The sequence below is a fragment of the Pedobacter sp. AW31-3R genome (assembly GCF_052180285.1).
Lineage (GTDB): Bacteria > Bacteroidota > Bacteroidia > Sphingobacteriales > Sphingobacteriaceae > Pedobacter.
In genome coordinates this window covers 287,075-312,256 of record NZ_CP197475.1, presented here as the reverse complement: position 1 = coordinate 312,256, position 25,182 = coordinate 287,075, and the positions used below count along the sequence as shown (strand labels likewise).

General features: G+C 44.4%; 21 protein-coding genes. 13 read left to right on the top strand and 8 right to left on the bottom strand.

Annotated features, from left to right (window positions below; genetic code table 11):
- Positions 1–95: 95 nt before the first annotated feature.
- The 4 genes from ACSBL2_RS01320 (at position 96) to ACSBL2_RS01305 (ending at position 9,324) form a co-directional block, all read left to right on the top strand.
- On the top strand, positions 96–6,035 hold the full coding sequence (locus ACSBL2_RS01320; RefSeq protein WP_442589877.1) for a PKD domain-containing protein: 5,940 nt from the start codon (positions 96–98) through the stop codon (positions 6,033–6,035).
- A 7-nt stretch (positions 6,036–6,042) separates the two neighbouring features.
- A complete protein-coding gene (locus ACSBL2_RS01315) occupies positions 6,043–7,071 on the top strand; it encodes a PorP/SprF family type IX secretion system membrane protein (protein WP_442589876.1) in 1,029 nt (342 codons plus the stop codon).
- A 101-nt stretch (positions 7,072–7,172) separates the two neighbouring features.
- Positions 7,173–7,853 carry an MgtC/SapB family protein gene (locus tag ACSBL2_RS01310; RefSeq protein ID WP_442589875.1) on the top strand — a complete coding sequence of 227 codons (681 nt, stop codon included), beginning with the start codon at positions 7,173–7,175 and terminating at the stop codon, positions 7,851–7,853.
- A 43-nt stretch (positions 7,854–7,896) separates the two neighbouring features.
- Complete coding sequence (locus ACSBL2_RS01305; protein WP_442589874.1) at positions 7,897–9,324, top strand: L-serine ammonia-lyase; 1,428 nt, start codon at positions 7,897–7,899, stop codon at positions 9,322–9,324.
- Here ACSBL2_RS01305 and ACSBL2_RS01300 read toward each other — a convergent pair.
- The 5 genes from ACSBL2_RS01300 to ACSBL2_RS01280 all read right to left on the bottom strand — a co-directional run bounded on the left by ACSBL2_RS01300 (position 9,321) and on the right by ACSBL2_RS01280 (position 12,388).
- Positions 9,321–10,004 (bottom strand): SGNH/GDSL hydrolase family protein, encoded by a 684-nt coding sequence (locus ACSBL2_RS01300; protein ID WP_442589873.1) that lies wholly within the window; start codon positions 10,002–10,004, stop codon positions 9,321–9,323. The genes ACSBL2_RS01305 and ACSBL2_RS01300 overlap by 4 nt on opposite strands.
- Positions 10,005–10,109: 105 nt before the next feature.
- Positions 10,110–10,460, bottom strand: coding sequence for a DUF2752 domain-containing protein (locus ACSBL2_RS01295; RefSeq protein WP_442589872.1), 351 nt, complete (start codon positions 10,458–10,460; stop codon positions 10,110–10,112).
- 7 nt (positions 10,461–10,467) lie between these two features.
- Entirely contained in the window at positions 10,468–10,929 is a 462-nt protein-coding gene (locus tag ACSBL2_RS01290) for a DUF5684 domain-containing protein (protein WP_442589871.1), read from the bottom strand.
- An 86-nt stretch (positions 10,930–11,015) separates the two neighbouring features.
- Positions 11,016–11,711 (bottom strand): lipoyl(octanoyl) transferase LipB, encoded by a 696-nt coding sequence (lipB, locus tag ACSBL2_RS01285; protein WP_442589870.1) that lies wholly within the window; start codon positions 11,709–11,711, stop codon positions 11,016–11,018.
- A gap of 29 nt (positions 11,712–11,740) precedes the next feature.
- A complete protein-coding gene (locus ACSBL2_RS01280; RefSeq protein WP_442589869.1) occupies positions 11,741–12,388 on the bottom strand; it encodes a 4'-phosphopantetheinyl transferase family protein in 648 nt (215 codons plus the stop codon).
- A gap of 65 nt (positions 12,389–12,453) precedes the next feature.
- Here ACSBL2_RS01280 and dcd point away from each other — a divergent pair, with 65 nt between their 5' ends.
- The 5 genes from dcd (at position 12,454) to ACSBL2_RS01255 (ending at position 17,812) form a co-directional block, all read left to right on the top strand.
- Positions 12,454–12,990 carry a dCTP deaminase gene (dcd, locus tag ACSBL2_RS01275; RefSeq protein WP_442589868.1) on the top strand — a complete coding sequence of 179 codons (537 nt, stop codon included), beginning with the start codon at positions 12,454–12,456 and terminating at the stop codon, positions 12,988–12,990.
- A gap of 72 nt (positions 12,991–13,062) precedes the next feature.
- Positions 13,063–15,795, top strand: coding sequence for a TonB-dependent receptor plug domain-containing protein (locus ACSBL2_RS01270; RefSeq protein ID WP_442589867.1), 2,733 nt, complete (start codon positions 13,063–13,065; stop codon positions 15,793–15,795).
- 27 nt (positions 15,796–15,822) lie between these two features.
- Positions 15,823–16,584, top strand: a complete 762-nt coding sequence (locus ACSBL2_RS01265) for an enoyl-CoA hydratase/isomerase family protein (protein WP_442589866.1) — start codon at positions 15,823–15,825, stop codon at positions 16,582–16,584.
- Positions 16,585–16,586: 2 nt separating this feature from the next.
- The gene (locus tag ACSBL2_RS01260) at positions 16,587–17,462 is read left to right on the top strand and encodes an SDR family oxidoreductase (RefSeq protein ID WP_442589865.1); all 876 of its coding nucleotides are present in this window, start codon (positions 16,587–16,589) and stop codon (positions 17,460–17,462) included.
- Between the two features lie 68 nt (positions 17,463–17,530).
- Complete coding sequence (locus ACSBL2_RS01255) at positions 17,531–17,812, top strand: ATP-dependent Clp protease adaptor ClpS (RefSeq protein WP_442589864.1); 282 nt, start codon at positions 17,531–17,533, stop codon at positions 17,810–17,812.
- A gap of 35 nt (positions 17,813–17,847) precedes the next feature.
- On the opposite strand, the gene ACSBL2_RS01250 is transcribed toward ACSBL2_RS01255, so the two are convergent.
- Positions 17,848–18,456 (bottom strand): thioredoxin family protein, encoded by a 609-nt coding sequence (locus ACSBL2_RS01250; protein WP_442589863.1) that lies wholly within the window; start codon positions 18,454–18,456, stop codon positions 17,848–17,850.
- 101 nt (positions 18,457–18,557) lie between these two features.
- Between ACSBL2_RS01250 and ACSBL2_RS01245 the strand changes: the two genes are divergently transcribed.
- The 3 genes from ACSBL2_RS01245 to ACSBL2_RS01235 all read left to right on the top strand — a co-directional run bounded on the left by ACSBL2_RS01245 (position 18,558) and on the right by ACSBL2_RS01235 (position 22,472).
- Complete coding sequence (locus tag ACSBL2_RS01245) at positions 18,558–21,059, top strand: outer membrane beta-barrel protein (protein ID WP_442589862.1); 2,502 nt, start codon at positions 18,558–18,560, stop codon at positions 21,057–21,059.
- Positions 21,060–21,157: 98 nt separating this feature from the next.
- Entirely contained in the window at positions 21,158–21,712 is a 555-nt protein-coding gene (locus tag ACSBL2_RS01240; RefSeq protein ID WP_442589861.1) for an NUDIX domain-containing protein, read from the top strand.
- A 7-nt stretch (positions 21,713–21,719) separates the two neighbouring features.
- Positions 21,720–22,472: a lysophospholipid acyltransferase family protein gene (locus ACSBL2_RS01235; RefSeq protein WP_442589860.1), complete on the top strand. Its 753-nt coding sequence runs from the start codon at positions 21,720–21,722 to the stop codon at positions 22,470–22,472.
- A 104-nt stretch (positions 22,473–22,576) separates the two neighbouring features.
- On the opposite strand, the gene ACSBL2_RS01230 is transcribed toward ACSBL2_RS01235, so the two are convergent.
- Complete coding sequence (locus ACSBL2_RS01230; protein WP_442589859.1) at positions 22,577–23,329, bottom strand: LytR/AlgR family response regulator transcription factor; 753 nt, start codon at positions 23,327–23,329, stop codon at positions 22,577–22,579.
- Positions 23,326–24,354: a sensor histidine kinase gene (locus ACSBL2_RS01225; RefSeq protein WP_442589858.1), complete on the bottom strand. Its 1,029-nt coding sequence runs from the start codon at positions 24,352–24,354 to the stop codon at positions 23,326–23,328. Before ACSBL2_RS01225 ends, ACSBL2_RS01230 begins: the two co-directional genes overlap by 4 nt.
- 210 nt (positions 24,355–24,564) lie before the next feature.
- Here ACSBL2_RS01225 and ACSBL2_RS01220 point away from each other — a divergent pair, with 210 nt between their 5' ends.
- Entirely contained in the window at positions 24,565–24,846 is a 282-nt protein-coding gene (locus ACSBL2_RS01220) for a hypothetical protein (protein WP_442589857.1), read from the top strand.
- The last annotated feature ends 336 nt before the right edge of the window (positions 24,847–25,182 follow it).

Here is a 25,182-nt window from a genome sequence, read left to right as displayed (position 1 = left end):
CGGGTTTTTTTATTTTACTCGAAATTCCTATATTATCTTTTCATGAATATTTGTATTATATAATACTCTTTCCTATGTTTAGCTAACGCTACAATATGAGGAATTTTTTACACACTATTTTCGTCTCCGCACTACTCTTTTTATCCTTCAGTTCCAGGGCTCAAATTACCGTTGGAACAGTTGATGCAGGTCCGTATACCCCAGGTTCGACAATAGCTGCAACTTTTAGCACCGGAAATACCACTTGTTTACAAATTGGGAACCGTTTTACGCTGTATCTCGTCTCCTCCTCCGGGGCGGAAACCATCATCGGATCTTATGAAGGGTTTTACTCTACTTTCGTAAATGGGGAGATTCCGGGAAATATCACCCCAGGCGTCGGATACCGGTTAAGGATTAAGTCGACCGCACCTGCACTGACCTCTTCAGATTCAAATCCTTTTGAAATCAGGGCCGGAGCTGCAGTGACGGCCAAGATCAGTGCACCTCCTATCAATACCAGCAACCCGGAGATATTCGGCTATTGTTCTTACAGGGATGTACCTGTCAACCTGACCAACCAGTCCAGTTCAGGCGGTAAAGTGACTGCTAAGATAACGAATGAAATGCTTAGCACAATCCCTGTTACCTCAGAACCGGTAACAGATATTACCTTCGATACAAATATAAAATCTTTCAGGCCCGGGGCAGCACATTATACCGTGCTGGTAAAAGTGACCATGCCAGATGGGACAAAAGGAACAAAAGCGTATTTTATTGTCAACAATCCGGTGAATACAGCATTCTCCACCACAGGAAGCGGCGTGGTCTGTTTGCCTCTGGGGGAATTCAGTTATGGGGTAGATACCCGAAATATTGGCGGGATCCAGAGAAACTTTCCTGGAAATACCTATAAAATCACCTGGGGGGATGATTCGGAATCCGTTTATACCATCTGCGAACTAAGACAGAGGGACAATATCACACATACCTATACCCAATCTTCCTGCGGAAGAAATGCAAATGGGAAATATAATGTTTTCGGGATCAACATCAACACCGTCAGTCCTTTTTGCGGCGACAATGCAGGCCAGCCGCTCTCTGCCACAGCAAGGGTAGTGACCGTAACAGAAAACAAATTTACCGGTCCTGCTTTAGGTTGCCAGAATGAACTCATTACATTTGTCAATACTTCAGTACTGGGACAAAATCAGGATGATACCGCCCGTGATTGTGTTGACAATACTGTTAGGTTCAACTGGTTTGTAAATGGACAGCTTATCCTGGCCGATGTCCCTAAATCAACGAATTTCGAACGTACCTTTACTGCTCCTGGAACGTATGAGATCCGCCTGGAATCTATAAGCGGAGGGGTGTGTCAGGCAGATCCTGTGATCAGGACCATTTGTATACAGGCACCTCCAAAACCTTCATTTACATTGCCATCAAACCCACTCACCACCTGTGCACCGGGAGTAGTTACACCGGTCAATACTTCAGTGATCGATGTATCCTGTGATCCAACAGTGAATTACAGGTGGACGCTGAGCGGTCCGGCACAAGTAACTTATGACGGAGGAACTTCAGCAACAAGTAAAAATCCTACCTTCAGATTTACCACACCAGGAATATACAAAGTTAAATTATCCGTTTCAACGCTTTCCTGTCAGGAAGTTACCACTGCGGAACAAACCATCATCGTGAATGGCCAGCCCACCGCAGAATTATCACCTGATGTCAAACGCTGTGCCTATGGCGAATTTACCTTCGGTCCAAACAGCACTTTCACCAAAACAACTTTTACAGGTACCATGGCAGAACTTGCCGGTACGTACACCTGGACGGTGAGTGGGGGGGGCTATGACTTTGTTTCACCCAGCACTGCGAATACGAAATATCCAACCATCAGATTCAACGATTTTGCTACCTATACTGTTACCGTAGTGCATACCAACAATTGCAATACGGTAACTAAAACACAATTGCTCACCTTTACCCCATCACCGGTCCCTACACCTACCGCAGCATCAAACACCCTTTGTTATGACGAAATAGCTAATCTTACCGGCGTAGTTACCAATGGCAATTACGAACGTGTGGAATGGATAGGTACAGGAACATTTTCGAATGCCAATAACCTCATTACCACCTATACCCCCACAGCCGAAGAACGTGCTGCAGGATTGGCAACAGTAACTTTACGATTGATTACCGGTCTTGCCGGAGATTGTGCAACAGTAGCCAACAGCCTCCAGTTAACCATATATCCACGAAATACAGGCAGCAATACGGAACAGGCCATATGTTCTAATCAGACAGCAGTTTTCGAACCTGTCTCCAGTGTGCCGCTCAGTACTTTCCGATGGACTGCCACCAATGCTGATGGCAATGCCGCTGCATTTGCAGCTTCCGGAACAGGAAACATCAACCAGGTACTGGTCAATAATAACGCGACTGCAAATGCAGTAGTCGTATATACGATCGTTCCGATGAGTAATGGCTGCGAAGGTATTCCTTTCACCCATACCGTAACAGTTACCCCGCGACCTGTACTGACTGCTACCGCAGCACAATCACTGGTATGTACAAATACCGCAATTGCGATTACCTTGGGCTCAAACCTTCCGGGTACGACCTATACCTGGACAAGCACCGCTACTGCCGGCATCACAGGCAACACCCAACAGACAACTGCAGCAGCAACAGTAACCATCAACGACCTCCTGCTGAATACCACTACTGCAGAAGGAAGCGTGACCTATACCATTACCCCGGTTGCTGCGAGTGGCTGTCCCGGTAATCCGAAAACCGTAACGATACGGGTAAGTCCTGCGGTAACCACTGCCCTGGCTGGTAATGATGAAAGCATCTGCGAACTCAGCAACTACACCTTAAATGGAAATGAAGCCATTGTGGGTACCGGCGTATGGACACTGCGTTCGGGACAGAGCGGGGTCACCTTTACAGACAATCGCAATCCCAAAACAAGTGTAAACGGATTGGTTCCGGGACAGGTATATACCTTCAGGTGGACAATCACTGCTCCGGGCGCCTGCGCGCCCTCTGCCGATGAAGTAACCATTACCGTGAATACGCCTACCGTTGCAGGAACGACTGCCGGTGCTACAATTGTTTGTGCAGGCAACAATGAAGGGGTAATCACCCTGACAGGAAATGTAGGGAATATTGAAGGATGGCAAAGTTCTACCGATGGCGGCATTACCTGGGTGAATGTGGAGGGCAATACCACGAATACGCTTACTTACCTGAATTTAACACAAAACACAGCCTACAAAGCCATCGTAAAAAATGGAGGCTGTGATATTAAAGAAACAAACAGCACACTGATTACCGTAACCCCGGCAACAACAGTTGCAGCCGCAGGTGACGACCAGACCCTGTGTAATGAACTGAGCGCAAGCCTGCAGGGAAATGCACTGGCTGCCGGTGAAACAGGAAGATGGACATTGATCTCCGGAAATCCGAATGCAAGGATTACAAATCCGGCAAATCCGGCAACAACCGTTACGGCATTGGTGGCAGGATCGGAATATGTATTCAGATGGACCATCACTGGAACAGCCACCTGCGGACCAACATTTGATGAAGTCAAAGTCAACAATTTACTGCCCCTCACCAATACCATCAGCAGCACGGCTACAGTGGTGTGTAATGGACAAACCGTGACCCTTACCGGCAGTACACCAACAGGAGGCACAGGAAGCTATACCTATGTATGGGAAAGCAGCACAGACGGGACTACTTTCACTGTTATTGCAGGCCAGACTGATAAAGACCTTAGCCTTTCCTTAACAGAAACCCTGACTTTCCGCAGGACAGTGGTAAGTGGAGCCTGTACAATGGCAAGTAATCTCATCCGCATCACTGCACAGCCACCAATTACCAATAATACCATCTCGGCAGCACAGGAAATATGTACGGGTTTAATACCGGCAGCACTGACAGGAAGTCTTCCTCTGGGATCTGACGGCAACTTCAACTACCAATGGCAATCCAGTCCAGATGGTACCGTATGGACCAATATCAGTGGTGCCGTATCACTGAACTATGCGCCCCAGGCCTTAACTGCGACGACCTGGTACAGACGTCTGGTGAGCACCAGGACTTGTAACGGGGCAGCACAAAACATCAGTGCGCCTGTACAAATTACCGTGTATCCGAATGCAGCAGCGATGTATACCTTTACAACGGACAAAAGCTGCATTCCTTTCGCCATCACTGCACAAGACATACAGGCTACACTTTATCCTGACCGCAATGCAACCTACACCTGGTTCGCTAATGAAGTACAGATTGGTACGGGAACGACCTTCCCCGGATATACCATTACGAACAGCAATGAATCTGTGATTATTAAACTGGTCACCACCAGCAGTCTGGGCTGTACTTCTGCGGAATTCAGCCATGCCTTCAGTACGGCACAGGATGTTTCCCCTTCTTTTACGCAAAGTACCCAGGAAGGCTGTGGTCCACTGTTGGTGAGTTTCGTGAATACCTCCTCTTCCCTTACTTTGGGTACATTCCAATGGAAATTTGGAAATGGGCAGAATTCCAACCAAACCATGCCGGATGCAGTGACCTTTTTACCGGATCCTACGGGAAAAGACACGACCTATACGGTAACACTAATCAGCAGAACCAGCTGTGGCATTGACTCTGTAACTTCAACAGTACTTGTAAAAGCCAAGCCGATAGCCGTCTTCTCGCCAAGCAGTACTTCAGGCTGTTCACCTATGACGGTAACGTTCAGCAATACCTCTCCGGGAGAGACCAATACTTATTACTATAATTTTGATGACGGTACACCGACGCTGATCAAAACAGACAAATCAACTGTAACACATAAATTCACCACGAATGTGGCGAGAGATTATGTGGTGACCATGATTGCGGAAAATGATTGCGGAAGATCCGAACCGGCATTATATAAGATCCGCGTTTCTCCTAATACCATTCTGCCGGAACTGGTGGTGAATGGGAATGAGAAAGAAGGATGTGCACCATTTACCGTGAACTTCTACAACAATTCAAAAGGGGCAAATTCATTTGAGTATGATTTCGCCGATGGTACATCGAAAGTGTTCACCAAGACAGCTCCGGAAACCGTACAGCACACCTTTACCAAGCCTGGTACTTTTATCGTTACCTTAACCGCATCCAATGGCTGTTCGGATACGACAACCACAGAAATCATTACGGTACTCGCACAACCGGAAGTATCCTTCAGTGCAGATGTAAGAGTGGGCTGCGCAGACCTGCCGGTTCAGTTTACCAATGCCGGCACTGATGCAGTGAACTATGTGTGGGACTTTGGCGACGGCAGTCCGAATTCCACGGAATTTGAACCCAGACATATCTATACCGGAACGCAGGAATATTACACGGTAAGTTTAACTGCTACCAATGCACTGGGATGTACGCGAACAACCGTCATGAATCAGTATATTCATATCATAACCCCGCCGGTAGCAAGATTCAACGTGGCGCCGTCGACGGTAATTTCTATTCCATCTTATACCTTCAGGTTTGAAGATGAGAGTACAAACAACCCTACAAAATGGGAATGGAGCTTTGGTGATGGTAACACTTCAACCCTTCCGAACCCTTCGCATTCTTATTTAGATACAGGAAAATATGTGGTTACCTTAAAGGTAACCAACGACCAGGGATGCTCAAGTACGACATTTAAAAATGTGAGTATTGTTGGTGTTCCGGGGCACCTCTTTGTGGCAAATTCATTTATGCCGGGAAGCGACTATCTTGAGCTCAGGGAATTTAAAGCAAAAGGATCTGGCATAAAAAGCTGGAGAATGAGTATTTTCAACAAATGGGGACAAACCTTATGGGAGACTACAAAACTGGAAGAAGGAAGACCTGCTGAAGGATGGGATGGCACACACAAGGGCGTTCTACAGCCGCAGGGAGTTTACTTCTGGAAAATTGATGTTGAGTTTATCAATGGCTCAGCGTGGAAAGGGATGACTTACGACTCCTCTGCCCCGAAAAAAACAGGAGCTATTCATTTAATACGTTAACACAGGAATGAGATTATTATCAGGATACTTTATAGCACTATTATTATCTGCCGGTTCAATTACCGCAGCGGCACAGGACCATATTTATTCACAATTTTTTAATGCCCCGCTTTACCTTAATCCTTCATTAACAGGACAGTTTGAAGGGGATATCAGGATGAATATGATTTACAGGAACCAGTGGACTGCCCTCAGTGGAAACCTATCGTATATCAATGCCTCGGTAGATTTAAATGTACCCAGGTTTGCCGGTGGTGTAGGCCTGCAGTTTAACCGCAGTTCTGAGGGAACAGCCTTCCTGGTGAAGAACAATATGGCGGCTTCTTATTCCTACAGTGTAGGTAGCGATGACTTCGTTTTGTCATTCGGTGTACAGGCCGGTTTCACCAACAGGCAAATCAACTGGGGTAAACTCGTCTTCTCAGATCAGATCGACAGTCAGCTGGGCTATAATCCCGGCACCATCAGTAATGCACAACTTCCCAGTCAGTCGAACAAATTCTACTTTGACCCTGCTGCAGGGATCAACCTGGTATACCGTAATTTTATGGCAGGTATTGCCGGTCATCACCTCAATGAACCCGATGAATCCTTTAGTGGTGCCCAGGCAAAGCTGCCGATGCGTATTACAGGAAATGCAAGTTACAGGTTGGCTTTGACAAGGAGTTATGTTTACGGACAGGATGAAGGTTCTTTTCTGATTCCTTCTGTGGTTTATTATAAACAGGGAGGCAGCTCTTCCATGAGTGCAGGCATGCAGTATAAATATAAAGGCTTGAATGCAGGCTTATGGTACCGCACTGCAGGCGAAGGCGGTCCGGATGCCATTGTGGTATCTGTGATCTTCGATATTTTCTCTGACCGCAGGAATGGCGAAAAGTTGCGCCTTGGCTTAAGTCATGACGCCACAACTTCAAAGCTGAATTATACCAACACCAATGGTACGACTGAGGCGAGTGTGGGTTATGAGAAATACTTCCCCAACAGCGAGAACTACAATAAATTTAACGGGCTGCGCTGCTACGACTTTTATTAAATTATTCAGCAGTGCTGCTTGTTTGAAAAGATTATTCCCTGTTTTTTTCGTATTGACCAGGTAGAGAAGCGGAATTTATTACCTTTATTCTTTTGATAAATATGCTGAACTGGATAGAAATAAATAGGATTGAACTTACAGAAACCAGTCACCTCATTACACAGAGTGAGATCAATAAATTTCTCCTGACCATTCTCTTGTGCGGCCTGATTGGTGTGGAGCGTGAACTGAGGGCTAAACAGGCGGGTTTAAAAACCATGATCATGATAGGTCTCGGTGCTACACTGTTCACTATCCTTTCCATCAAAGTAGGGCCAACCAGTCAGGACAGGATTGCCTCCAATATAGTTACAGGCATAGGATTTCTTGGTGCAGGAGTCATCTTCAGGGAAGAAAACAGGATCAAGGGACTGACTACAGCCTGTGTGATCTGGATTGTTGCAGCAATAGGCATGGCTATTGGCGGCGGATATTACGTGCAGGCGGTTGGGGTAACCATCGTGGTACTCTCCGCTTTAATCTTCTTCCCTTACCTGGAAGAACTGGCAGAAAGGATGTCTGCCACAAGGGAATATAAGATTGTCAAAAAATATGAAAAAGAGGGACTTGACCACTACGAGGAATACATCAAAACTTCGGGACTAAAACTTCACCGCGGGAAACAGGAAATGGCGAATGGGAACATCAGCGGAACATGGATTGCGGTGGGCCACCCCAAAAAACACAAGAAATTTGTGGAGCAGATGTTAGCCGACGAAAAAATTCTTGAATTTCATTTCTAAGCCCCCTTTATATTCAGCTTAAACTATTTAGCTTTGTGTAATTATGCATAGAGAACAGATCTCCGTATTTGATATTTTTAAAATTGGCATTGGCCCTTCCAGCTCTCACACTTTAGGTCCATGGAGGGCTGCACAGCAGTTTACTGATGCTTTATCAGCAAAGGGGATCCTCCATGAAGTGGAACAGATCAAAATCCTCCTTTATGGCTCTCTGGCTAAAACCGGTGTGGGTCACGGTACTGATATTGCCATCCTGCTGGGGATGACAGGTGCAGATCCCGTTACCTTCGACGTCAATGCGATTGATTCCACGATTCTAGCCATCAAAAATGACCAGCAACTGTTAATTGGAGGACTCAATAATATCGATTTCAACTACAGTGAAGATCTCGTGTTTCTCTATAATGAAAGTCTCCCCTTCCACCCCAATGCGGTTACTTTCCAGGCATTTTTGCGTTCAGGAAAAGCTTTTTCTGAGACCTACTACTCTGTGGGTGGTGGTTTTGTGGTTAAGGAAGGTGAATCGGGCAATGACAAAGAGCAGGTAGACTTACCCTTCCCTGTAGAAGTTGCCGGTGATTTATTACACTGGTGTTTGACTACAGGCCTGAAGGTATCGGAAGTAGTCATGGAGAATGAACTTGCCTGGCGTACTGAGGCCGAAACAAAAAAAGGGATTCTGAAACACTTTAAAGTGATGGAAGAATGTACTTTCCGTGGCTGCCATACGGGTGGATTTTTACCGGGCGGACTGAATGTTGGCCGTCGTGCAGCCGCACTGAATAAAAGATTAATCGGCAACAGGCCTTATACAGACTATACTTCATGGATTGCTGCAATACGTGAGGGAGGCAATAGTTTCAACTATACCTTAGACTGGGTAAGTTGTTTTGCCCTGGCCGTGAATGAAGAAAATGCATCTTTTGGACGCGTGGTTACCGCGCCAACCAATGGTGCTGCAGGGGTGATCCCGGCAGTACTCCAATATTATATTGCTTTCTGTGATGGCTTCCAGGAAGAGAAGATCATCCAGTTTGTAGCCTGTGCTTCTGAAATAGGAAGTATCTTTAAAAAGGGAGCCACCATTTCTGCTGCCATGGGCGGCTGCCAGGCTGAAATAGGCGTATCCTCTGCAATGGCTGCAGCGGCGCTGACCGAATGTTTGGGCGGTTCACAGCGCCAGGTGATGATGGCGGCAGAGATTGCCATGGAACACCATCTGGGCTTAACCTGCGACCCTATTGGGGGACTGGTACAGATTCCATGTATTGAAAGGAATACCATGGGTGCGATCAAGGCCATTACTGCCAGTCAGCTGGCTTTACAAAGCAATCCTGATAAAGCGAAGGTGAGCCTTGGTGCCGTAGTTAACACCATGTGGGAAACTGCACTGGACATGAACTCCAAATACAAAGAGACATCAGATGGTGGACTGGCGACAAATATCCCCATCAGTCTGCCGGAATGTTAGTTCTCTGCAGCTTTTACCACTGCAGGTAAAAGCTGTGTTACCCAATTGCCATACATTTTTCCTGAAGGGTGCAGTCCATCTGTTGCAACCAGGGAGGCATCAATTTTGGCATCCCTTGAACCTGGGGTAATATCGGTATAGCTGATCTCCATTTTCCCGGTTTCATCTTTATTCACCGCATTAAAGGCATCTATTTCCCTGCCTATATTTTCAGGTCCCCGTCCACTATTTTGGCCGAAGCTTGTTGCTCCCCAATCGGGTATAGAGATCACGAATACGTGGTTTTTATGTCCACCTGCAAAAGCAAGGGCGCTTTCAAGCAAGTGACGGAATTCTTTCCGGTAAGTGTCTATATTCCCCCCTCTGTATTGGTTGTTGACACCAATCAGCAGGGTGACGATATCGTAGGTAGAGGTAATGGATGCCGATTGTATGGCCGATTGCAGCTCACCGGTGGTCCAACCTGTTCTGGCAATAATTTCCGGTATGCCTATTTTCAGGTCTACCCCTGCTGTCTTCAAGTTAGCAGCATTAAACTTTTCAGCAAGCTGATAAGGGAAAGACTGGTTTTGTGCCACCGCCTCACCAATGGTATAGGAATCTCCCAGGGCAAGATAAGTCCGTGTCTCCTGTTTTCGCGTATGGAGTGTATCTTTATTTTGTGTGTCTGTATGGTCCATTCCCGTAGTATTGCCTTTTTTGCAGGCGAGTAAAGATATCAACAAAACAAGTATGGCCGTATTCCTCATGCAAACAATTTACGTGAGGAATGCAGGGATGGATGTTTAGGCATGATGCAGGTGTGGCATCAGCATTTTGCAGCCATAGCTGACAAGAATGAAGGTACCGGTAACCATGAACAGGATTTTAATCAGCAGCCTACTTTTATGGTTCCCTGATCCCCAGAAATAGTTTGCGGCGATACTGAATACAATGGTGAGCAGAATGGGTACCGTTGGGGGATATAAATGAAAACTATGCTGAAAATTCCCTTTGAGCAGGGCCAGGAAAGATCGCTGAAAGCCACAGCCGGGGCAATCATAACCGGTCAGGTATTTTAGCGGACAGGGTAAAAGATAAGCGTTCGCCTTCTCCAGAAAACCAGAGAAAGCGAACAGCAGATGAGGCTTATACATTCAGGTATTAAACATTTGGGGTGGTTGGCGGCTGGTTGAAGGGGTTATTCGAACCAAATCCGTTGTTAGCGCCAAAACCTTTCTTTGCCTCAGCGGCTGAAGGGCCAAGGTATACACTATCACCAAGACCAATAATCGGATAGATGATAAAAGGAAGGAAAATAGCGCCGATGGTATAGGCGACAGATTTTCCGAAACTTTTCATATTCAGGTTGACTAACCAGATGGCGAATATTGGGGAAGTGCAGGGAATAATTAACCAAATGATCCAGATCATCGGTTTGCCTGTAATCTCCAGCAACACAATCAGGTTATAAACCGGAATAATTGCTGCCCAACCCGGTTTGCCGGCCTTTTCAAACATTTTCCAAAGCCCCACAACAGTTAAGACCAGGAGGACAAAGGAAGTTGAAGCTCCAAAAACGCCAATAGCCGCAAAAGGACTATAAGCTGAAGAATTGTAATCCATAATATAGTTTTTTAGTTTCGGTTAAGATAAAAATAAAAACTCAAAAATGATTAACAAATTAAACAGCTTATTTCCCTGTTTGAACACTAAAACAATTCCATATGGAAAAGATTAGCGATATGCTTTTTAAGAATTTCCTTCACCTCGTTGATGTTTACTTCATAACCCAGTTCACGCTGCATCGAAGTCACATCTTTATCATCTATACCACAAGGGACTATATGACCAAAATACTCCAGATTAGCATTTACATTAAACGCAAAACCATGCATGGTTACCCAGCGGCTGCACCTTACGCCCATGGCACATATTTTTCTTGCTTTTTCATTGTCAGCATCCAGCCATACCCCGGTAAAGCCCGGATACCTGCCGGCAGGAATCCCATAATCCTGTAAGGTCAGAATGACGGCTTCCTCCAGCGTCCGCAGGAATAAATGAATATCGGTAAAGAAATTATCCAGATCCAGAATGGGATACCCCACCAGCTGTCCCGGACCATGGTAGGTAATATCACCACCGCGGTTAATCTTATAATAGGTGGCATGTTTCTCTTCCAGTCCCTGCTCATCCAGCAGCAGGTTTTCCGGATGTCCGCTTTTGCCCAGGGTATATACATGCGGATGTTCACAAAAAACCAGATAGTTCGGCGTTTCTTCCGTAGTGCCATTGGTACGGTTAGCGGTTTTAACAGCAATGGTACTGTTAAAAATAACCTCCTGCTGCGCCCAGGCTTCCTGATAATCCAACAGTCCCCAGTCTACAAATTTCACCTTCTTATTCATCTCTTTATTATTTTTGAGCCTTTGTTCAATTAAGCCACCACATAACCCAGCATGTATCCCTGGATAGTATTAAAATAATGTACAGTCAGCGTTTTCAGCCCTTCAGGCAATTCCACCACCGTTGTCATCACGCCTTCATCCTGCAGGACAAATGGCTGAATACGGATATGTGCCTTAAATTCCAGTCCCTTTTTTCCATACCATTTATAGACAGCTTCCTTCACACACCAGCAGGCATACAGTGCCTGAATATTGTCTTTCAGGCCTGACAATGCCAGTTCTTCAGGAGAAAGGAACTTCTGCTGGACAAGTGCAATCTTTGTTTTAATCTGTTCAATATCCACCCCTACACTCCTGTGCCTGTCTTTACTGATCATCACTGAAGCATAATCATAAGTATGGCTAAGGGAAATATGGTAATCAAAATTCACGAGATAGGGTTTCCCGTGTACATCCATTCTACAGTCAATATATTCATCGGTATTGAGCAAATGGCGCAGCAAGACACGTGTACTTAACCATTGCAGCAGGCGTTTTCCTTTATTCAGGGAGGCGACAAAATCAAGTTCGTGCTGCTTCAGTTGCAGTGCGGAAAGCAGTTCTTCCTCAGTCTCCCCGATTTTCCATACGGCAAGAACGGTAGTATCGTCAATGTCTTTATTATAGATTACTGGCATCCTATTTAAAAAATCAATGCAAAAGTATCTTAAATTAATCATAATTTCGCCGAAAGACTTTACAAATGATACTTTCCGATAAGCGCATTCTAGAAGAAATTGACAAGGGCACTATAATTATTGAGCCCTTCAGACCGGAGTGTTTAGGCACAAATTCCTATGATGTTCATCTGGGTAAATACCTGGCAACGTATACCGACAGGGTATTGGACGCCAAGGCACACAACAAAATACAGCACTTCGAAATCCCAAAAGATGGTTTCGTGTTACAGCCGAATACGCTTTACCTGGGAGTTACACTGGAGTATACCGAAACCCATGCACATGTCCCATTCCTGGAAGGAAAGTCGAGCACAGGCCGCCTGGGTATTGATATTCATGCGACTGCGGGAAAAGGTGATGTAGGTTTCTGTAACACCTGGACGCTGGAAATTTCCAGTACACAGCCGGTAAGGATTTATGCAGGCATGCCTATAGGCCAGCTGATTTACTTCGTTGTGGAAGGGAGTATTGAAACCCTATACAATGCGAAGAATGATGCCAAATACAGCAATAAAACGACCAAACCTGTGGAGAGCATGATGTGGAAGAATAAGTTTTAAACGCTAGCTTAATAACTATAGCTTTTAAGCCTCAATATCCTTATATTGAGGCTTTATTTTTATCTGCCTGTTATGAAAGCTAAGTGCCTGAAAATATCTTTTCTGTTCATTGTATCGATTGCTTTTTTTGCGTTCCGCATGCAGGACGATCCCTTTGATGCCCTCCTGAAGAAGTTCAGTGCCTACAGCGATGAACATCCGCAGGAAAAGGTTCACCTGCATTTCGATAAGCCGTATTATGCAATCGGAGATGATATCTGGTTTAAAGCCTACATTATAGACAACAGTACCCATCAGCCTTCCCTGATCAGCAGTGCCCTTATTGTGGAGCTGATTGATGAAAACGATTCTTTAAGAAGGCAGATTAAACTCCCGGTGGTTTCCGGAATTGGCTGGGGTGACTTCAAACTGCCGGATACCCTGCAGGAAGGGAATTATAGGGTCCGTGCCTATACCCAATGGATGCGGAATGCCGGTCCGGATTACTTTTATGATAAAACGATAAAAATCGGAAATGCCTGGGCCAATAAAGTCTTTACCAGCACCAGTTACAGCACGAGTCTGAGAAACGATAAAGAATATATTGATGCTGTCATCAGGTTTAACAATAAACAGGGTAATCCCTATCCGAAACAGAACGTAACCTATGTGGTGAGCATTAAAGATAAAATCGTGGCGCGTGGAAAAGGTATGACCAATGAGATGGGAGAGATCAGCTTATCATATGAAAACAAAGTAACGGACAACAAAGCTAATGACAGCAAAACGATAGAAAAAGCTCCATCACCAGATAAAATTACAGCCACGATTACTCTTCCCAATAAACAGGTCGTCGTAAAGAATATCCCCTTACAAAGTCCTTCCGCAGCATTAGCGGTACAGTTGTTTCCCGAAGGAGGAAACCTGGTAGAAAACCTGCCTTCGAGAGTGGGGATCAAAGCGGTGAACAGCAGGGGACTTGGAGAGGAAGTCTCAGGAACAGTAGTAGACAACAATGGGAATGAAGTATTTAATTTCAGGACAAACCCAAAGGGAATGGGATTTTTTGTTGTTAATCCCCAGCCCGGAAAGACCTATACCAGTATCATCACGCTAAAAGACGGTGCGGTACAGAAAATACCATTACCTGCGGCGCTTCCTTCGGGACATGTCATTCATGCAGACGCTTCAGATACCAGCAAGATCATTGTAAAACTATATACAAGTGAAACTTTACTGAACAAGGGAGAAATCAAACTGGTTGTTCAGCATGACAATACCATTCTCGCAGTCACCAGATCAAGCGCAGCCAAACAGGTAAGCCTGATCTCTATTCCTAAGAAAGACCTGCCATCAGGAATCATCCACCTGACTTTATTTGATACCGCAAACCTTCCTGTGGCGGAACGACTGGTCTTTAACCAGAACAAGGCGGAACGCATTGATCTTGACTTCAGGAATTTAAAATCCGGCTATGGAAAAAGAGGGCATATGGAACTGGAGTTTTCCGCGAAGGATGGCGGGAAGCCTACACAAGGAAGTTTCTCCATTGCCGTTACCAATACTGCTGTAATTGCACCTGATGAGCGCAATGAAAGCAATATCCTGACTTCTTTGCTGCTGACTTCAGACCTGAAAGGTTATGTAGAAAAACCAAATGACTACTTCCTCAGCCAGGACAGAAAAACCAGTGAAGACCTGGACTGCCTGATGCTCACCCAGGGCTGGAGCAGGTTCCTATGGAAAGATTTTACAGGTGCCCCCCAGCCATCAAAAGCACCATCTTTTGCCCCGGAAAAGGATCTTCAGGTGAGCGGCACCATTACTACTTTGGGCGGTAAGCCGGTAGCAAAAGGTAGGGTATCTCTGGTTTCCACATCAGGCGGATTATTCATGATTGATACACTGACAGACGATAAGGGTCGCTTTACGTTCGATAAATTGGTATTTGGCGACAGCACCAAGTTTATTGTGCAGGCACGGAATGCGAAAAATAAAAAATACGTAGAGATCAATGTGGATGTGGTGCCGGGACAGGTCATTACCAAAAATAAAAACACCGGTGATGTGGAAGTCAATGTGAATGAGTCGATCCAGCAATATATCAGGAAGAGCGAGGGTTACTTCGATGAGCTGACCAGACGGGGATTGCTCCAGCGTACCTTTGTCCTGGATGAGGTGAAGATTGTACAACAAAAGAATCCTGCAAAGAATTCCTCCAACCTGAATGGTGCGGGGCATGCAGATTTTGTGATGACCTCAAAAGATTTGGGCACCTGTTTCAATATTGTACAGTGTTTACAGGGCAGGGTAGCCGGACTGATCTTTAAAAATGATATCCCCTATCTTATGCGGAATGGCAATACACCCATGCAGATTATTCTGGACGGGATGAATATTGAAGCAGATTTTCTCAGCAGCATCCAACCAGTGGATGTAGAGACCATTGAAGTCTTAAAGAACATCAATAACACGGCGATCTATGGCAGCAGGGGAAGTGGCGGGGTCCTTATCATTACCACAAAAAGGGGCGGCGGCGACATGAGCTATTCCAGGTATTCTCCAGGGATTGTTACTTATGTTCCCAAGGGTTATTATGCTGCCAGGGAATTTTATTCACCTAAATACACTCCCGAAAATACGAGCCCGGGACTGGATAACAGATCCACTGTATTCTGGACTCCACATGTACCGACAGACATTAACGGCACAGGAAAATTTAATTTTTACAATACAGACGAACCCGGGAAATACAGAGTTGTTATAGAAGGGATAAATTCTGCTGGCCACCTGGCCCGGAAAGTTTATACCTATGAAGTAAAATAATTATGCCCACAGCGTAAAACAAAAGATATGAATACCATTAATGTAACGATAAAAGACCGCCTGGCTCTGATTACCCTTAACCGTGCGAAATCCAATGCACTCAACAGGGAAATGATTACAGAGCTGGGCGATATGATATACAATATCTCCAATGACGACAACATCGGCGGAGTCATCATCGCGGGCAGGGAGCCTTTCTTTTCTGCAGGACTGGACCTGATAGAACTATACAGTTATGATGCGGAACAGATCAGGTCTTTCTGGACGCTGTTCCTTGACTTTACCGCGAAACTTGTGGCTTTTAAAAAGCCATTGGTTGCAGCCATCAATGGGCATGCTCCAGCCGGTGGATGCGTGATTGCCCTGGCTTGCGACAGCAGGGTAATGGCCACAGGCAATTTTATCATCGGACTGAATGAAGTACCTGTAGGCATTATTGTGCCCGACAGTATTTTCCATCTGTACGCTTTCTGGATCGGTCAGGCAGCAGCCAGCAGAAGTCTGCTGGAGGGGAAACTATTTACTCCGGACGAAGCCCTGGCTGTGGGACTTGTGGATGAGCTGGTCAACCCCGAAAGCATCATGACTGCTGCAGAGCGCCGCATACGAAAATACATGACCATGGAGCCCAACACCTGGCAGCAGAGCAAATTGAATATCAGGAAAAAACTCATTGAAGCGACTGCCGCCAACCAGGAAGAGACACTGGAAATTGTCCTTGCCCAATGGTGGTCGCCCTCCACACGCCAGATTCTGAAAATGCTGATCGATAACCTTCAAAAGAAATAACCATGTTTAACGAACCCATGTTAAGAGACGATGCCCTAAAAGGCAGGACCATTGTAATTACCGGAGGTGGTACTGGTTTAGGAAAAGCGATGGGTACCTACTTTTTGAAGCTGGGTGCCAATTTAGTCATCACCAGCCGTAAGCAGGATATACTACAACAAACGGCAACTGAGATGGAGGCAGAAACGGGAGGAAGCGTACTTGCTGTTGCCTGTGATGTACGGGAGTATGAGCAGGTAGAAAACGTGCTATCCCGGACATTGGAAACCTTCGGCCGTGTGGACAGCCTGCTCAATAATGCAGCGGGAAACTTCATTGCCCCTACGGAACGTTTATCGGCCAATGCCTTTTCATCGATTATAGATATTGTATTGAAGGGATCTGTCAACTGTACTCTGGCTTTCGGCAAACACTGGATAAAAGAAAAACAAGCGGCAAGCATTGTCAATATCGTCACCACCTACGCCTTTACCGGTTCTGCCTATGTAGTCCCTTCGGCATGCGCCAAGGGTGGTGTGCTGGCCATGACCAGGTCTCTCGCTGCAGAATGGGGAAAATATGGAATCCGTACCAATGCGATTGCCCCGGGACCTTTCCCGACAAAAGGCGCATGGGAGCGTTTACTTCCCGGTGACCTTGCAGAAAAATTCGATTTTAAAAACCGTGTACCTCTGAAGCGTGTTGGCGACCATCAGGAACTGGCCAACCTTGCGGCATTTCTGGTGAGTGATTTTTCCGGTTATATCAATGGAGAAGTCATTACCATTGATGGAGGTGAATGGTTACAGGGTGCCGGACAATTTAATGGACTGGAAGCCATCCCGGAGGAGATGTGGGATGCCTTTGAACAACTGACAAGATCAGCTAAAGGAAGTTAAGCAGCGTTCTTTTCATCCAAATTTGTTTTTATTGTGTCTATGTTTTGAAATTAGCTTATTTTTGTATCATGTCAACAGAAACAAAAGAAGAAACTTTTACACTGGAAGAGATTTTAACCTCTCTTAAAACCTCTCACCGGCTCATTTTATGGAATGATGATGTAAATACTTTCGATCATGTGATCTATTGTATGACTAAATACCTGGATTATACCGATAGTCAGGCAGAAAGAATTGCCTGGGAGGTGCATAACAAAGGTAAATGTGCTGTATTGGAAGGTTCTTTTACGGAGATGGAAGTATACCGGAAAATCCTGCAACAGGAAGGTTTAACCGTTACTGTAGAGTAATTCTGCTCTTATCGCCTTAAAAGGAGCTGGTCATTTTATACCAGCTGTTCCAGATTTTTAAATACAGAGACCAGTTCTTTCTGGGTAGTCTGCGTCTTGTCTTTTGCATACCAATGGTGTAACATTTCAGCAAGAACAAACATATCCGAATTTTCTGTCTTCCAGACATTCAGTAACTGTTGCAATACATCCGGTCTTGGTCCCCATTCCGTAACCAGTCCACCCTCTTCATCAATAACCAGCAATTTGGGAATGGCACGACCACCATTGGTGAGGTGTGCATCGATCAGTGGTAAATTGTGATCTCTCAGGACTACCCTCAGGTCGAATAACTCAGGTGCCAGATCGACAATCTTCTGAAACAAGGGAAGAAGTTGTGCCGCATCACCGCACCATCCTTCAGAAATTACCAGTAAACGGTACTTCTTTTTTACTGAATCCAGGGTTTGTACCAGCTCTTCATTGAGTGATACTGTTTTATCCACCCTGTTCATTCGCTGTACATTCATTTTGCTGTAATGTAACATCGCTTCACTGTGATCTTCCCCTGTGGTTTGGTGATTTTCAAGCAATGAACTGACTAAATTCCTGTAAGCAGAATAAGATAATCCCTCATTCACAAAAATATTACTGTAATTGATCATTTTTTAGCTGTAATAAAATAGTTACGCCCTGTTTTTTAAACTTCCCTGTCGTTTCTTTGTCCCTCTCTAAACAAACACACACAAACCACATAAAATTCCAGATGAACAGGTATTTTTACAAATTCATATTTTTAACACTCGCAATTGGTATAACAACTGTAGGACAGGGATATACACAGACAACAAGCACCGGCAAACTTACGGGAAAAGTAGTAGATGTGCAAACGAATGAAACAGTTCCTTTCGCCTCTGCTGTACTTATCGATAAAACCAGCAAAGCCATAATAAAAACAGGACAGACAGACCTCAATGGGGACCTGTTGATCAATAATATTCCTGAGGGAGTATTCACCATTAAAATCAGTTATGTAGGTTACCAGACCATGGTGAGAAATGAGGTAGCCATCAATAAAAGCCAGTCGGTCGTTAACCTGGGCACTATCAAAATGAAAACTGCCAGTGGAAATGTACTGAGCGAAGTCACGATCACCGCAGCTAAAAGTACCATGCAGCTGGGGATTGACAAAAAAGTATTCTCGGTAGATCAGAGCCTTGTGTCGGAAGGGGGATCTGCATCCGACCTTTTACAAAATGTACCTTCCATACAGACCGATGTAGATGGAAATGTAAGCTTAAGGGGATCAACCGGGGTTAGGGTATTGATCGATGGGAAACCTTCTTTAATTGCGGGTGGTGACATCGCGCAGATACTGCAGTCCATTCCGGCTAGTTCCATCGAAACCGTGGAAGTCATCACGAACCCTTCTGCAAAATATGATGCTGAAGGACAATCCGGGATTATCAATATCGTATTGAAAAGAAATAAGAAACTGGGTTTAAATGGCAACGTTGCCCTGACCGCAGGGAACAGGGACAGTTACAACGGGAATACCAGCTTAAGCTTCCAGAACAATAAAATTAATATCTACGGCAATTATGGTTACCGCCATGGGAACCGTCCCGGAGGTGGATTCAATAACATCACCTATAAAAAACCCAATCCGCTAACCGACCTCAAATTTGCAGATCAGACAATGAGTTCCACGGGGTTGGATAAAAGCCATAATGCAAAAGCAGGGATCGATTATTACCTTACACCAAAAGATATTTTAAGTCTTTCAGGAGGTTTCAACAGCAGAAACCAGAGCAATAGCGACCGGGCCATGATTTACAAATATGGATCTCAAAGAGATCCGCAGGAATTCAGCACGAGGAACAACAGTAACCTGGGCTCCGGAAACAGTTACGACCTGAATTTCGATTACAGCCATAAGTTCCAGACCCAAGGGGAAGAATTAACTTTCAATTTTGGCTATTCCACAGGAGACAACGACAATTTCCAGGAATACAACACCCTCGTTTACAGTAATGCAGGCGTGCCTGTTTCTGCCCAGAATGAATTACAGAGAAATATCAATAACGGTAACAACAGCAACTATAACATTCAGGCCGATTATGTCTTGCCAATGGGCAAAGCGGGTAAAATTGAGACCGGATACCGCAGCCAGATCCGTTATTCAGATAATCATACCCAGGCACTGGAATTGAACAGCAGTACGGGTAATTACGATGAAGATTATGCATTATCTAATCTGTTCAACAGTAAAGATCAGGTTCATGCTTTATACCTGAACTATCAGAACCAGTATAAGAACTTTGGTTACCAGATTGGACTGAGAGGAGAAGACGCTTTGTTAAATACCAACTCCGGCGGTTTTGACGGCACAGGAAATGTAACTTATACACCAGGCAAGATTTCCTATGCACGTTTATATCCCAGCATCTACCTGACGCAGAAGTTTAAAGGGGAGCAGCAATTGCAGGTGAGTTACTCCAGAAGGGTAAACAGGCCGAGACCCTGGGATACCAATCCATTTACAGACTATTCCGATCTATTGAACTGGCGTCGTGGTAATCCAAACCTGCTTCCTGAAGACGTACACTCCTTTGAGATGAGTTACAGCAAATTATGGCCAAAAGTAACTTTACTGTCGACTGCTTATATGCGTCGTACCAATGACCTGATTCAAAGGGTAAGATCTGCTGCTGATCCCGTAACCGGAGTGATTATCACCACTCCCCAAAATCTATCCAGGGATATCTCCAGCGGATTTGAATTTATCAGTAAGGTTGATGTCATCAAAGCCTGGAACTTCACCGCCAATGTGAATGTATACCACAGTGATATTGCAGCTGCCCCTGCATATGACATCGATGGAAACTCCGGTTTCAGCTGGAATGCCAATTTAACGAACAACTTTGTCCTTCCTTACAGCATTACTTTACAGGTGAAGGCAGAGTATGAATCTGATGAAGTGATGGCACAGGGCAAAAGAAATGCAAACTGGAATGCAGATGCGGGAGCCAAATATGACTTTCCTGGTAAAAAAGCATCCTTAAGCTTTAACGTAAGGGATGTATTCAACACCCGGATGTGGAGTATGGAATTTGAGGATAACAACACCAAAACAGAATTCCAGAGAAGAAGATATGGTCCGGTAGCAAACCTTACTTTCTCTTACCGTTTCGGACAGACCACCTTCATGAAGAAGAGCAAAAAACCTGATCAGCAGGAGATGAAACCTGATGAAGGTTCATTCTAAAACTGCCATCATTTCCATTTGATTATCGGCCGCCTTCCTGGTGGCCGTTTTTGTTACACTCCTTATTCTGCTGCGCTCAAAAATTTGTATCTTGCACCATGGAAGAGACAAATCCGTGGATTACCGTAGAAAGTCAGCAGATATACGAAAACAACTGGATAAAACTGACCGAACATCAGGTTATTAATCCATCTGGTGGACCAGGTATTTATGGAGAAGTTCATTTCAAAAACTATGCGATTGGTGTATTGCCATTAGACGATGACCTGAACACCTGGCTGGTTGGCCAATACCGCTTTCCCCTGAAGGCATACAGCTGGGAGATCCCTGAGGGTGGAGGGTCTTTTGACCTGCCCCCGGTAGCAGGTGCAAAACGCGAATTGCTGGAAGAAACAGGGCTGGTTGCGACAGAATGGATGGAAATACAGCGGATGCACCTCTCCAATTCTGTAAGCGATGAACTGGCCATCATCTACATTGCAAGGGGATTAACCATGGGTATTGCCGAACCTGAAGAAACCGAGCAGCTGGTATTGCGTAAAGTTCATTTCGATGAGGCTTATGAAATGGTCATCAATGGAACCATCACCGACAGCATGAGTGTAGCGGCACTGTTAAAAACCAAACTATTGATACTCGAAGGCAAATTATAAAAATAGTATGAACAAATTTCTGGGATATATTTTTACTCCCTTATTTTACTTTTTCTTTTTTCTGACACTGATTATTTTTCAACCTGTACAATGGGGGTGCTACCGGTTTTTCGGGTATAAAGCACATAAGAAATCGGTAGATCTATTGAACTTCTTTTTAACCTACTGCCAGATTTTTTCCGGCAATTCAACCACTTTCATCAATGAACAGCAACTGCCTTTAAATCAGCCGATCATTTTTGTAGCCAATCACCAGAGTATGTACGATATTCCGGCGATCATCTGGTTTTTAAGAAAATATCATGTGAAGTTCATTTCAAAAATTGAGCTGACTAAAGGTATACCTTCCATTTCATTCAACCTGAAATACGGGGGCGGAGCAAATATCAACCGCAAAGACAGCAAACAGGCCGTGGCAGAAATCATCAAGCTGGGACGCAGGATGAAAGAAAACAACTGGTCGGCCATGATCTTCGCAGAAGGTACCCGTGCAAAAGACGGACAAATGAAGCCTTTTCAGGTAGGTGGAATCGCAACCTTACTCAAAGCAGTACCTCATGCCCTTATTGTCCCGATAGCCATAGAAAACTCATGGAAAACAGTGCAATATGGAGGTTTTCCCTTAAGTACGGGAGAACAGCTGAAGTGGACGGTACTTCCGCCTTTATCCTCAGCAGAAAAAAATGCCGAGGAACTGACCAATGAGGCTGAGCATGTGATCAGGACTTTCTTAAAGCAGCCGCCTAAGATTACTTCATAGCGCAAATAATCATACTTCTTATTTTGCCTCTTTCCTCTTCAATCTGAAGAAGATAGAACTGCTGAGTTATTCATTATCAGGAAACTCAGCAGCCGGTAATGGCCCTAAATATTATTGTTCTCAATCCTTTTGAAAAACTCATCACGGTAGGTATCTCCAATCGGGATGATCTTTCCACAGATGGTAATCCTGCTCCTTTCAATACTCTCAATTTTATCCAGGGCAATGATATATGACTTATGTACCCTGATAAACTGAGCTGAAGGAAGTGTCTCTTCCATCTTTTTCATATTCTGCAGGGTAATCACCCGCTCTGCTTTGGTAAAGATGGAGATATAATCTTTCAATCCTTCAATATAAAGAATATCATCCAGCTCAATTTTCTGGATCTTATGTTCCGTCTTCACAAAGATAAAATCCTGAACAGGCTGTATAACCGGAGCCGATGGAGGTACAACCGGGGCAGGAGCTACCGGGGCTACTACCTCAGCATTCTTCTTGTGGAGGTTATGTACCTTCTCTACGGCTTTATAAAAGCGGTCGAATGCGATAGGTTTAAGCAGGTAATCGGATACATTGAGGTCATAGCTTTCCAGCGCATATTGGGAGTAAGCGGTTGTCAATATATAGCTGGCTTTATTATTGGCGATTTTAAGAAACTGGATACCTGTTAAATCGGGCATCTGAATATCAAGGAAAACCAGGTCTATTCCACCAGCCTGCACCATTTGAAGTCCTTCAATTGCATTTTCTGTCCGTTTCACCAATTCCAGGAAGGGGACCTTGGAGATATAGTCCTCTATGATATCGAGCGCTAAAGGCTCATCGTCTACCGCAATACATTTTAATTTCATCATATATCAAGCATTAATTCACTGGTGTAGTGGGTAGCCGAATTTACAATATTTAATTTATACCTGTCAGGATAAAGTAACTGTAATCTCCGTTCTACATTGTTTAAGCCTACGCCACCTACATTATCTTTATTGGCATTGCTTTTTTTATTGGTAATACTGAAGTGCAGAATCTTTTGATTGGCAATGATATTTATTCTGATCGGGTCTTCCGGATCATTCGCTATTCCATGTTTAAAGGCATTTTCCACAAATGCTATCAGGATCAGCGGAATAATCTGCTGATCATCAATTTCACCATTCAACGTCATTTCTACTGATGCGCCATTCTTAAACCTCAACTTTTGCAGCTCAATATAACTCTTCAGGTACTCTATTTCCTTGCTTAACGATACCCAGCTGTCATTACTCTCATAAATCATATAACGCATGATATCCGACAGCTTCAATACTGCATCGGCCGTTTTGTCGGATTTCTGATAGGCCAGGGAATAGATATTGTTTAGGGAATTGAACAGGAAGTGTGGATTGAGTTGTGATTTCAGAAACTGAAGTTCCATATCTTTCTTCTCCGTTTCCAGGCTACGCTGAATTTTAATATTACTAAACCAGTCGAGTGTAAACTTGATCAGACAACCTGAGATGATAAAAAAACCTGACATGAATACAGATCCTATTGCATAATGATTCACATCGGAATATTCAATAGCCCCGGTTTTTGAATTGGTATACGCAAGTACAATATCCCTGTACAATACTGCCAGTATCGTTTTGGCAGCAGCCATTACCGCAATGAGTACAACCAGGGAGATCACATAATACCAGTATCTCTTCAGCAATTGCGGAATAAGCAGGGTATAATTGATATAGAAAATAGAGACATTGATAATGCCGAAATACCCATATCTGATCAGCAGCCGGTTGGGCATAATCTCTCCGCTGCTGCCGAAGAAAATATCCAGCCCCAGTATGGCAACAATAAACAGCCAGTATGCAATGTGGACAATCAACTCTCTTTTCGTAATCATGAATTCTATGCTATCGGGATGAACCAAAGTAAGGAAAGTAATGATTTTAGGCTAGCGCTTTCGACGAACTGCCATTTTTTTTCTACCAACGGGCAAATAGGCGTGCAATCAAGCATAAACCTGTTTATCTAGGATTTTTTACACTTGGTCTAAAAGATTTTAACAGCTTTTTTTTTATTGCTCTATTTGTTTCATCAAAACGAAACGATTATGAAAACTTCATCAGATTACCAATTAGAAAATCCAACAACTGCTGTAATGCATGCCTTTGAGCAAGTGAATGTTAACCTTTCTTTTCTTACTGCTGCAGGAACATACTTCATGAAAAAATTAACCAGCGTATCCCCATTTATCATGGTACTGGTACCTGTATTTCTAATGATGCTGGCCACTTTATTTTTGAGCACAAGCAACGTTAATGAAAATAATGCGTCTGTTAAATTATCAGCGCAGACAGAATTGGCAAAAACGGTAGCTACAACAAGGAAATAATCCTTTGCGGCGCACAGCTGAACCAATTTTGGTTGAGCTGGCTGATGGAGCTATTCATTATCTCGTTCATTTTGTTAAAGCGAATTGTGAATGGAGAATTTACAATTCCAACACTCCTCCTTCCCTGGATACAGGAAGGCAAAAAAGAATCTTAGTTTTTAGTTAATAGTTAGTATTTAGCGGCTGGATGGCCGCTATTTCTATTTAAACCCATTGCGCCATCTCGGTTGCCAAAGCCATTGATCCGGCGAACCAGCAGGTATAAAATCTTTCCATTTCCTTTTAGAAATCGGTTACAAATTTTTAAATTCTTGTAAAAACTCTCCTTATTGCGCC

Coding starts and splice junctions, on each gene's coding strand:
- ACSBL2_RS01320 (WP_442589877.1), top strand. CDS start 96: ATGAGGAATTTTTTACACACTATTTTCGTCTCCGCACTACTCTTTTTA.
- ACSBL2_RS01315 (WP_442589876.1), top strand. CDS start 6,043: ATGAGATTATTATCAGGATACTTTATAGCACTATTATTATCTGCCGGT.
- ACSBL2_RS01310 (WP_442589875.1), top strand. CDS start 7,173: ATGCTGAACTGGATAGAAATAAATAGGATTGAACTTACAGAAACCAGT.
- ACSBL2_RS01305 (WP_442589874.1), top strand. CDS start 7,897: ATGCATAGAGAACAGATCTCCGTATTTGATATTTTTAAAATTGGCATT.
- ACSBL2_RS01300 (WP_442589873.1), bottom strand. CDS start 10,004: ATGGACCATACAGACACACAAAATAAAGATACACTCCATACGCGAAAA.
- ACSBL2_RS01295 (WP_442589872.1), bottom strand. CDS start 10,460: ATGTATAAGCCTCATCTGCTGTTCGCTTTCTCTGGTTTTCTGGAGAAG.
- ACSBL2_RS01290 (WP_442589871.1), bottom strand. CDS start 10,929: ATGGATTACAATTCTTCAGCTTATAGTCCTTTTGCGGCTATTGGCGTT.
- lipB (WP_442589870.1), bottom strand. CDS start 11,711: ATGAATAAGAAGGTGAAATTTGTAGACTGGGGACTGTTGGATTATCAG.
- ACSBL2_RS01280 (WP_442589869.1), bottom strand. CDS start 12,388: ATGCCAGTAATCTATAATAAAGACATTGACGATACTACCGTTCTTGCC.
- dcd (WP_442589868.1), top strand. CDS start 12,454: ATGATACTTTCCGATAAGCGCATTCTAGAAGAAATTGACAAGGGCACT.
- ACSBL2_RS01270 (WP_442589867.1), top strand. CDS start 13,063: ATGAAAGCTAAGTGCCTGAAAATATCTTTTCTGTTCATTGTATCGATT.
- ACSBL2_RS01265 (WP_442589866.1), top strand. CDS start 15,823: ATGAATACCATTAATGTAACGATAAAAGACCGCCTGGCTCTGATTACC.
- ACSBL2_RS01260 (WP_442589865.1), top strand. CDS start 16,587: ATGTTTAACGAACCCATGTTAAGAGACGATGCCCTAAAAGGCAGGACC.
- ACSBL2_RS01255 (WP_442589864.1), top strand. CDS start 17,531: ATGTCAACAGAAACAAAAGAAGAAACTTTTACACTGGAAGAGATTTTA.
- ACSBL2_RS01250 (WP_442589863.1), bottom strand. CDS start 18,456: ATGATCAATTACAGTAATATTTTTGTGAATGAGGGATTATCTTATTCT.
- ACSBL2_RS01245 (WP_442589862.1), top strand. CDS start 18,558: ATGAACAGGTATTTTTACAAATTCATATTTTTAACACTCGCAATTGGT.
- ACSBL2_RS01240 (WP_442589861.1), top strand. CDS start 21,158: ATGGAAGAGACAAATCCGTGGATTACCGTAGAAAGTCAGCAGATATAC.
- ACSBL2_RS01235 (WP_442589860.1), top strand. CDS start 21,720: ATGAACAAATTTCTGGGATATATTTTTACTCCCTTATTTTACTTTTTC.
- ACSBL2_RS01230 (WP_442589859.1), bottom strand. CDS start 23,329: ATGATGAAATTAAAATGTATTGCGGTAGACGATGAGCCTTTAGCGCTC.
- ACSBL2_RS01225 (WP_442589858.1), bottom strand. CDS start 24,354: ATGATTACGAAAAGAGAGTTGATTGTCCACATTGCATACTGGCTGTTT.
- ACSBL2_RS01220 (WP_442589857.1), top strand. CDS start 24,565: ATGAAAACTTCATCAGATTACCAATTAGAAAATCCAACAACTGCTGTA.